The organism is Streptomyces sp. A012304, assembly GCF_026008495.1.
GTDB lineage: Bacteria > Actinomycetota > Actinomycetes > Streptomycetales > Streptomycetaceae > Streptomyces.
Genome location: NZ_BQUN01000147.1, coordinates 25,299 through 32,406, shown reverse-complemented (window position 1 = coordinate 32,406; position 7,108 = coordinate 25,299). Strand labels below are relative to the sequence as shown.

3 protein-coding genes are annotated in these 7,108 nt (G+C 75.5%); 1 reads left to right on the top strand and 2 read right to left on the bottom strand.

The window, feature by feature from the left end:
* The coding region (locus ALMP_RS35010; protein WP_264935791.1) for an NPCBM/NEW2 domain-containing protein at positions 1–778 on the top strand (778 nt) is incomplete at its 5' end.
* Here ALMP_RS35010 and ALMP_RS35005 read toward each other — a convergent pair.
* Entirely contained in the window at positions 765–4,244 is a 3,480-nt protein-coding gene (locus tag ALMP_RS35005) for a BTAD domain-containing putative transcriptional regulator (protein WP_264935790.1), read from the bottom strand. The genes ALMP_RS35010 and ALMP_RS35005 overlap by 14 nt on opposite strands.
* A gap of 294 nt (positions 4,245–4,538) precedes the next feature.
* Positions 4,539–6,671: an asparagine synthase-related protein gene (locus ALMP_RS35000; RefSeq protein WP_264935788.1), complete on the bottom strand. Its 2,133-nt coding sequence runs from the start codon at positions 6,669–6,671 to the stop codon at positions 4,539–4,541.
* Positions 6,672–7,108 lie beyond the last annotated feature (437 nt).

The window sequence follows — 7,108 nt, the reverse complement described above, 5'->3', positions numbered from 1 at the left end:
GGTGGCGGCCGCGGTGGCGGCCCTCGCGCTCGTCGGCGACGACAGTCCCGCTCAGCAGCCGGTGGCCAAGCCCCCCGTCTCGACGCCGGTCGACCTGCGGGAGGAGCCTGCGCCGACGACGCCCTCCCCCACGCCCGCCCGTACACCTGTCCGTACGCCGGTGGAGCCCGAGGCTCGGCGCGCGGTGATCGTGCCGACCGCCGTGCCGACGCCCTCCGTCCCACCGAGGCCGGCTCCCACACCCACGCCCGCCCCGGCACCCGCACCCACGGCCACTGCGACGTCCGCGCCGTCTTCGAGCCCCACGCCGCCCCCCGCGCCGACGCGCACTCCCCCGCCCGCCCCGGTCGTCTACGAGCTGAGCGAGCTGTCCTTCGACCTGAACGGGGACGGCACCCGGCCCGAGATCCGGCTCGCCGGCAGCAGTTGGGTGTGGCAGCGTTCCCAGCTGTCCATCGCCGGCCGCCAGTACGCGCGCGGGGTGACCGTGCACGGCGACTCCTCCGTCACCGTCGACCTCAACCGCGCCTGCATCTCCTACGACGCGCTCGTCGGCGTCGACGACCTGACGACGAAACTCGGCAAGGTCACCTTCTCCGTCCACGCCGACGGCGTCCGGCTGTGGACGTCCGGCGTGATGAAGGGCGGTGACGCTGCCGTGCCCGTCCATGTGGACCTCGCCGGGCGCGAGAGCGTCCGCCTGGTCGTCGAGCCGCACAGCCACTTCGACTCGCTGGCCCTGGCGGACTGGGCGGAGTCGAGATTCACCTGTTCGTAGTAGGCCGGGCGGCGGGGGCCCGGTGGGCCGGATGGGCCGGGTGGGCGTGCACGGCTTCGGTGAGTTCGCGCAGGGCGCCGGTCACCGTCAGGGCGGCGCCACGGGCGCGCTCGGCCGCATGGCGCTCGGCGCCCAGGGCGGCGCGGGCGGCGGCGTCGGTGTGCTCGGCGGGCGCGTGGGGCGGGGTCATGGTCGGGTAGGGGCCGCGCAGCCGCTCGGCGACGGCGCGCAGCCTGGTCGCGCGCGGCAAGTCCCCGAGCTCGGCCACCAGCACCGCCGCGCCGTCCATGATCGCGGAGATGATCGCCTCGGGGCACTCGTCGGCCACGGCCCGCCGCAGGGTGTCGGCGACCATCGGCAGGCCGTGCTCCGGGCCGGACTCGGTGGCGGTGAGCTGCGCGTCCAGCATGCTCAGCCCGGCGGTGAACTGCGGCGGCGGCGTGCCCCGCAGCGCCTCCTCGCGCGTCGCCCCGTACAGCTCACGCGCGCGGGCGACGTCTTTCGTGTACAGCGCGATGTACGCGCGCAGCAGGAGCACGAAGGCGCGGGCGTCCGCCACGCCGTAGCGATCGGCCACGGCGGTCGCCTCGTCGAGCGCGGCCAGGGCGGCGTCGACATCGCCCGAGCGGTAGGCGATCTCCGCGAGGCGGGCGATGAGGAACGGCGACTCCGCGTGCGCGCCCACCTCGTGGGCGAGCCGCAGCGCCTCCCGGTACTCGCGTTCCGCCTCCGTGAGCCGACCACGTGCCATCTCCGCCTCGCCGGCCGCGCTGCACACCTGGGCCCGCATCCAGCGGTCGCCGACCCGCCGGCTGATCACCCGCAGCTCCGCCAGGGCGTCGTCCACGCCGGTCATCCCGCCGGGTGAGTCGACCACCATGTGCGTACGGAACATCAGGATGCAGCCGAGTTCCCACTCACCGCCGTACGCGCGGCAGTTGGCGACGGCCGTGTCCAGGACGGCGCGCACGTCCACGGTGTCGCGCAGCTGGAAGGCGGTCACCGGCCAGATCAGGCCCGGCATCAGGGCCGCCTCCCGGCCGCCCGGCTCGTAGCGGCCGCGCAGCCGGATGAGGTAGTCGCGGTAGCGCGGGTCCGCCGCCAGGTCCTTCGGCTCCGACTCCGACAGCAGGAACAGGTGCAGCATCCGCAGGTTCATCCGCTGGGTGTGCCGCGGGTGGGACTCCTCGCCGTCCGGGGCGGCGAGGAAGGCGTCGACGGGGTCGACGGCGGCCATCCGGGCGGTGAGGTCGGCGGGGACAGTGAGGGAGCGGCAGGTGAGGGTGGGGGAGACGGAGGAGACGGCGGTGGGGGTGTCTGGCGTCTCCTGCGGGGAGTCCGTCGTGGTGCCGGTCTGGGTGCCGGACGGGGTGGGGAGGGTCGCCGGGGTGGTCCGCAGGGTGTCCAGGGCGGCGGACAGACGCAGGGTGCGGTCGGTCCATTCGGCGCCCTCGTGGCGGTAGTTGCGCAGCCACCAGAACCAGCCCATGGCCAGGCAGAGGGCTGTGGCCTGGTCCTCGTCACCTGCCGCGTGAGCGCGATGGATCGCCACCCGGATGTTGTCCAGCTCGGTCTCCAGGCGGGATATCCACGGCAGTTGCTCGGCGGAGCGCAGCAGCGGATCGGCCCGCTCGACGAGGGCGCGCGCCCACGCGCGGTGGCGCCGGTCGGCCGACGCGCGCGCCTCGGGGACTTCGGCGGCGCGCTCGGTGGCGTACTCGTGGATCGTCTCCAGCATGCGGTAGCGCATGCCGCCGGTGCGCTCGCAGGGGCCCGCCACCACGAGGGACTTGTCGACGAGGGCCCCGAGGAGGTCGGCGACCGGGCCGGTGCACACGGCCTCGGCGGCTTCCAGACTCCAGCCGCCGGCGAACACGGACAGCTCGCGCAGGACGGTCCGCTCGGGTTCGTCGAGCAGATCCCAGGACCAGTCGACGACGGCACGCAGGGTCTGCTGGCGGGGCAGGGCCGTGCGGCTGCCGGAGGTGAGCAGGTGGAAGCGGTCGTCGAGGCGGTCGGCGATCTGGCGGGGCGTGAGCAGCCGGAGGCGGGCCGCGGCCAGCTCGATGGCGAGCGGCAGGCCGTCCAGCCGCCGGCAGATCTCCGCGACCGCTTTCTCGTCCTGGAGGACGGCGGCCGCGTCGGGACGGACGGCGGCCGCGCGGTCGGCGAAGAGGCGGTGCGCCTGGTCGGGGCGGAGGGGGTCGACCGGGCGGACCGACTCACCGGGGACGCCCAGGGGTTCACGGCTGGTGGCGAGGATCGTGAGGCCCGGGCAGCGGGTGAGGAGGGTCTCGGCGAGGGTGGCTGCCGCGCCGATGAGGTGTTCGCAGTTGTCAAGGATCAGGAGTTGACTGCGCGGGGCGCAGTACTCGACGAGCAGGGCGACGGGGTCGTCCTGAGGGGCCGCCAGCTCGGTGGTCATCAGCACGGTCTCGCGCAGACCGAGGGCGCTGACCACCGCGCCCGGCACCGCCTCCGGGCGGTCGAGCGGCGCCAGCTCGACCAGCCAGGCCTGCGGGAGCCCGGCGGCGGCTTCCTCGGCGAGGCGGGTCTTTCCGGAGCCGCCCGGTCCGATGAGGGTGACGAGACGGGCCCTGTGCAGATCGGAACGAATGGCCGCTAGTTCGGGTTCCCGGCCGACGAAGGAGGTGAGCCGGGGGCGGATGTTGCCCTTGGGTTCGGGGAGTCGGGGGGCGAGGGGCGGGCGCGGACTGGGGGATGGGGGTGCGGGCGTGGGGTTGAGCAGCGTCGGGTTGAGCAGCTCGGTGTGGAGGGCGCGGAGGTGGGGGCCGGGATCGGTGCCGAGGCCTTCGGCGAGGGTGCGGCGGGCCGCCTCGTAGGCGGCCAGGGCGTCGGCGTCGCGGCCGGTGTCGCGCAGGGCGCGGATGAGGAGGACGTGCAACTGTTCGTCGTACGGGTGTGCGGAGATCAGTTCCGTCAGGCGGGGTACGGCGTCGCGGGCGCGTCCGCGCAGGAGGTCGGCCTCGGCGCGGGACCTGGCCGCCTCCAGGTGCAGGGCCTCCGGGCGGGCGGCGGCGGTGCGGTCGGGGAGGTCGGCGAGGGCGGGACCGCGCCAGAGGTCGAGAGCGGCGTCGAGGGTGTGGACGGCGGTGTCGGCGTCGCCCTCTTCCAGGGCGGTACGGGCCTCGCGTACCAGTCGTTCGAAGACGAACAGGTCGATGTCCTCCTCGGCCGCGGCGAGGCGGTAGCCGCCCGGGGAGGAGAGCACGGTGTCCTTGCCGAGGGCGCGGCGGAGGCGGCCGATCAGTGCTTGGAGGGCGGCGGGAGCGTCGTGGGGTGGGGTGTCGGCCCAGACCTCGTCGATGAGGGTTGCGGTGGGGGTGGGGCGGTCGGGGCGGAGGGCCAGGACGGTGAGGAGGGCGCGGAGGCGGGGCCCGGGGATGGGTATGGGGGTGCCGGGGCCGTCCTCTGCTTGGGCGACGCCCAGGATTCTGTACCGCACGCTTTTATTGTGGCCCGGTCCCGTCGTAGCCGGTCCCGTCGTTACCCGGTCCCGTCGTGGCCCGGTGCTCGTGACGGCCCGGTGCTCGTAGCGGCCCGGTGCTGGACCTGTGGGGGTTGGGTCGCGGCCCGGCGCTGACGGGGTGCCGCCGCCCGCGCCCCACCCGTGCCGCCCCACGCGTGCCCGCCGATTACCTGCCCACGCGTGCCCACGCGTTACGCGCGCTTACGCATGCCCGCTGATTACGCCCACGGCGGAGCGCCGAGCGGCCAGGGTCCCGTCAGGTCGGTGGTCTCAACCGCCCGAGGAAACCGCCCGCCTCCGTGGGGCGATCCCCGCCGGTACGGCGCGGGCACGCGCGGGCGTGCCGGTCCAGCAGGTGCCTCGGCGGGAGAGGAGGCGGCGCAGCCAGAGTTCGAGGGAGACGAGGTCGGCCAGGCCGTCCAGGGGGAGCGGCTCGCCGGCGGCCGCGCCACGCAGGGCCTTGCGGATCACGCGGGCCTCGACCAGGCCGGCCTCCGCGAGGAGGGGCGCGTCGAAGAGGGCGAGGAGGGGGTCGGTGGCCATACGGAGGCCCGCGCGGGCGGCGGCGGTGGCGGAGCCCTGCGAGGGGGTGCCCCAGCCGGGCGGGAGGTCGGTCACCCCGGAGCCCTTCAGGACGGTGCGCAGGATCGCGGCACGTGCCCCCGGCTGCACGCGCAGGGTCTCGGGGAGCGCGCGGCAGGCGCGGACGACCTGGTTGTCGAGGAAGGGCGCGTGCAGCCGCTGGGAGCGGATCTCGGCGGCCTGTTCCAGGACCCGCAGGTCCGCCGCGTGGCGCGCGAGCACCGCACGCGCGCGGTAGTCGCCGGGACGCTGGCCGGGGCCCACTCCGGTGCGGTGGGCGGCGCTTTGGAGACGAACCGATACTTCAGCCAGGGCCTCGCCGGTCAGCCATCGCGCGGCCGGACCGGGCCCGCCCCAGACGAGGGCCGCGAGGGAGGCCTCGACGGCGCCCGTGGCGCCCCCCAGGTCGTCGAAGCGGCGGTGCAGGAGCCGTTCGGCGAGGCCCTCCACGCCCGCCCCGTACGGCGTCCGGGCCAGCCGGCGGGCGGCGCCGTACACGCGCGCGGGGACGAGCACGGAGCCGTCCGCTCTCGTCAGGGCGGCCACGGGGCGCACCAGGTGACGTCTCTTGCGGTCCATCAGCAGGTCGGCCAGGCGGGCCGGGTGGGCGTCGAGGACCTGGCGGGCGCCGTGGCCGGTGAAGTGGTCCGCGCTGCCGGCGGCCAGCCGCGCGCGGTGGCGGGCGGCGGTCACCAGGCTGCGGCCGGGTTCGTCGGTCAGGGGGCCGTCGAGGTCGGCGTACGGGAGGGTGTCCTCGGCGCCGGTCACGACGACGTGGTGCAGGCGCGGGTTGGCCGCGAGGGTGCCGGCCCGCTCCAGTTCCGCCTCATGGCCGCCGACGGCCAGGTCGTTGAAGGTGACGGCCAGCAGGCGCTCGCCGGCGCCCGTGCCGTGTCCGAGGAGCGTCCCGGGCCTGCCGGGCAGGCCGGCCGCGAGCAGGGCCAGGGTGCCGGAGGCGGGGCCGCCGGACAGGTCGGCGCCGATGCCGGCGACGGGCATCCCGCGCGCGGCACGCCGTTCCGCCGGTCCCATGCCGGGCACCGGGCCGGGGTCGATGTCGGGGACGTGCCGCGGTGCCGACAGACGCGCGCGTACCGCCTCCACGAGCGCGTCGCGCACTCCGTCGACCGCGCTGTCCGGGTCGGCGGGTGGCGCCGCCACGGCGAGGGAGGCGACCGGCTCGTACCCGGCGATCTCGCGCGCCCCGGCGCGAAGGATCAGCGCATGCCCCGGCGGAACGCGTCGCACGCCGTCGTACGGGGTGGAGTCGTACAGGGCCGCCGGTACGTCGGGGGCGGCCAGGAGGGCCGCCAGGTGGCCGAAGTCGAGGTTGGCCTCGATGAGGTCGGCCAGCGGCAGCGCGGCCGTCGCGTACGCCGTGCCGCCCGCCCAGGGGGTGTGGAACACCGGGCGCGCGCCCGCCAGATCGCCGCAGACGGTGATGCGCCGGCCGACCTGGACGATCGCGGTGTAGCTGCCCGGCCAGGCGGTCAGATGCCGAAGTGCCCCTCCGCGCGCGGCGAACAGCCCCACGCGCAGTTGCTCGTCGGTCGCCCCGCAGGTGCCGAGGACCGCGATGCGGGTCTGGGCGTCGGCCCGCACGACGCGCACCTCGTCGGGGCGCCAGTCGCCGACCGCCCACAGCGGATCGGGGTCACCCCACAGGAGTTGGGAGCCCACCGGGTGCAGAGTCTCGCCGTCGTCTCCGACGCGCCCTGCGTCCTCGGCGTACTCGGCGTACGCGCCGGGACCGCCGTAGTCGCCCGCGCCGGGCAGGCCGGCTCCCGCGGCGGTGCTGCTCCATCCCACCAACCACCGCATCGACGCCTCCACAGGCTGTGGACAACCAGTGCACCGAACGAACGGTTCACATGCTGCCACGAAGAACGCGCCGCAGAGGCAGGCGGCGCGGCTTGTGATCCGTGAAGTGCGCCCCCGTGAACGCCCCCGCGCCGACCTGGGGAAGTGGGCGCGCGCAGGCGCGCCGGGCGCTGTCGACCACGTGCACCCCCGCACGCACGACGCGAGTGCGCCCCCTGTACGCTCCCTCAAAACGCCTCGTGCGCCCTCGATTTCCATGCTCGAAGGCCAAATCACCGAGGGAACACAGGGTCGATTTTCGGCCAAATCCCGGAAGCCGGGCCGCCGTCGCCGCAGGCCCGCACACGCTCCGTACACGACCGCGCGCCTCGTCCGGCGCGCCGGTCCGGGAGACGCCGAACGCCTCCCGGACCGTTCCACCGCCCGCGGGGATTGTG

Excerpts from the sequence above, each read along its gene's own strand:
- ALMP_RS35000 (WP_264935788.1), bottom strand. The coding sequence starts at position 6,671 with ATGCGGTGGTTGGTGGGATGGAGCAGCACCGCCGCGGGAGCCGGCCTG.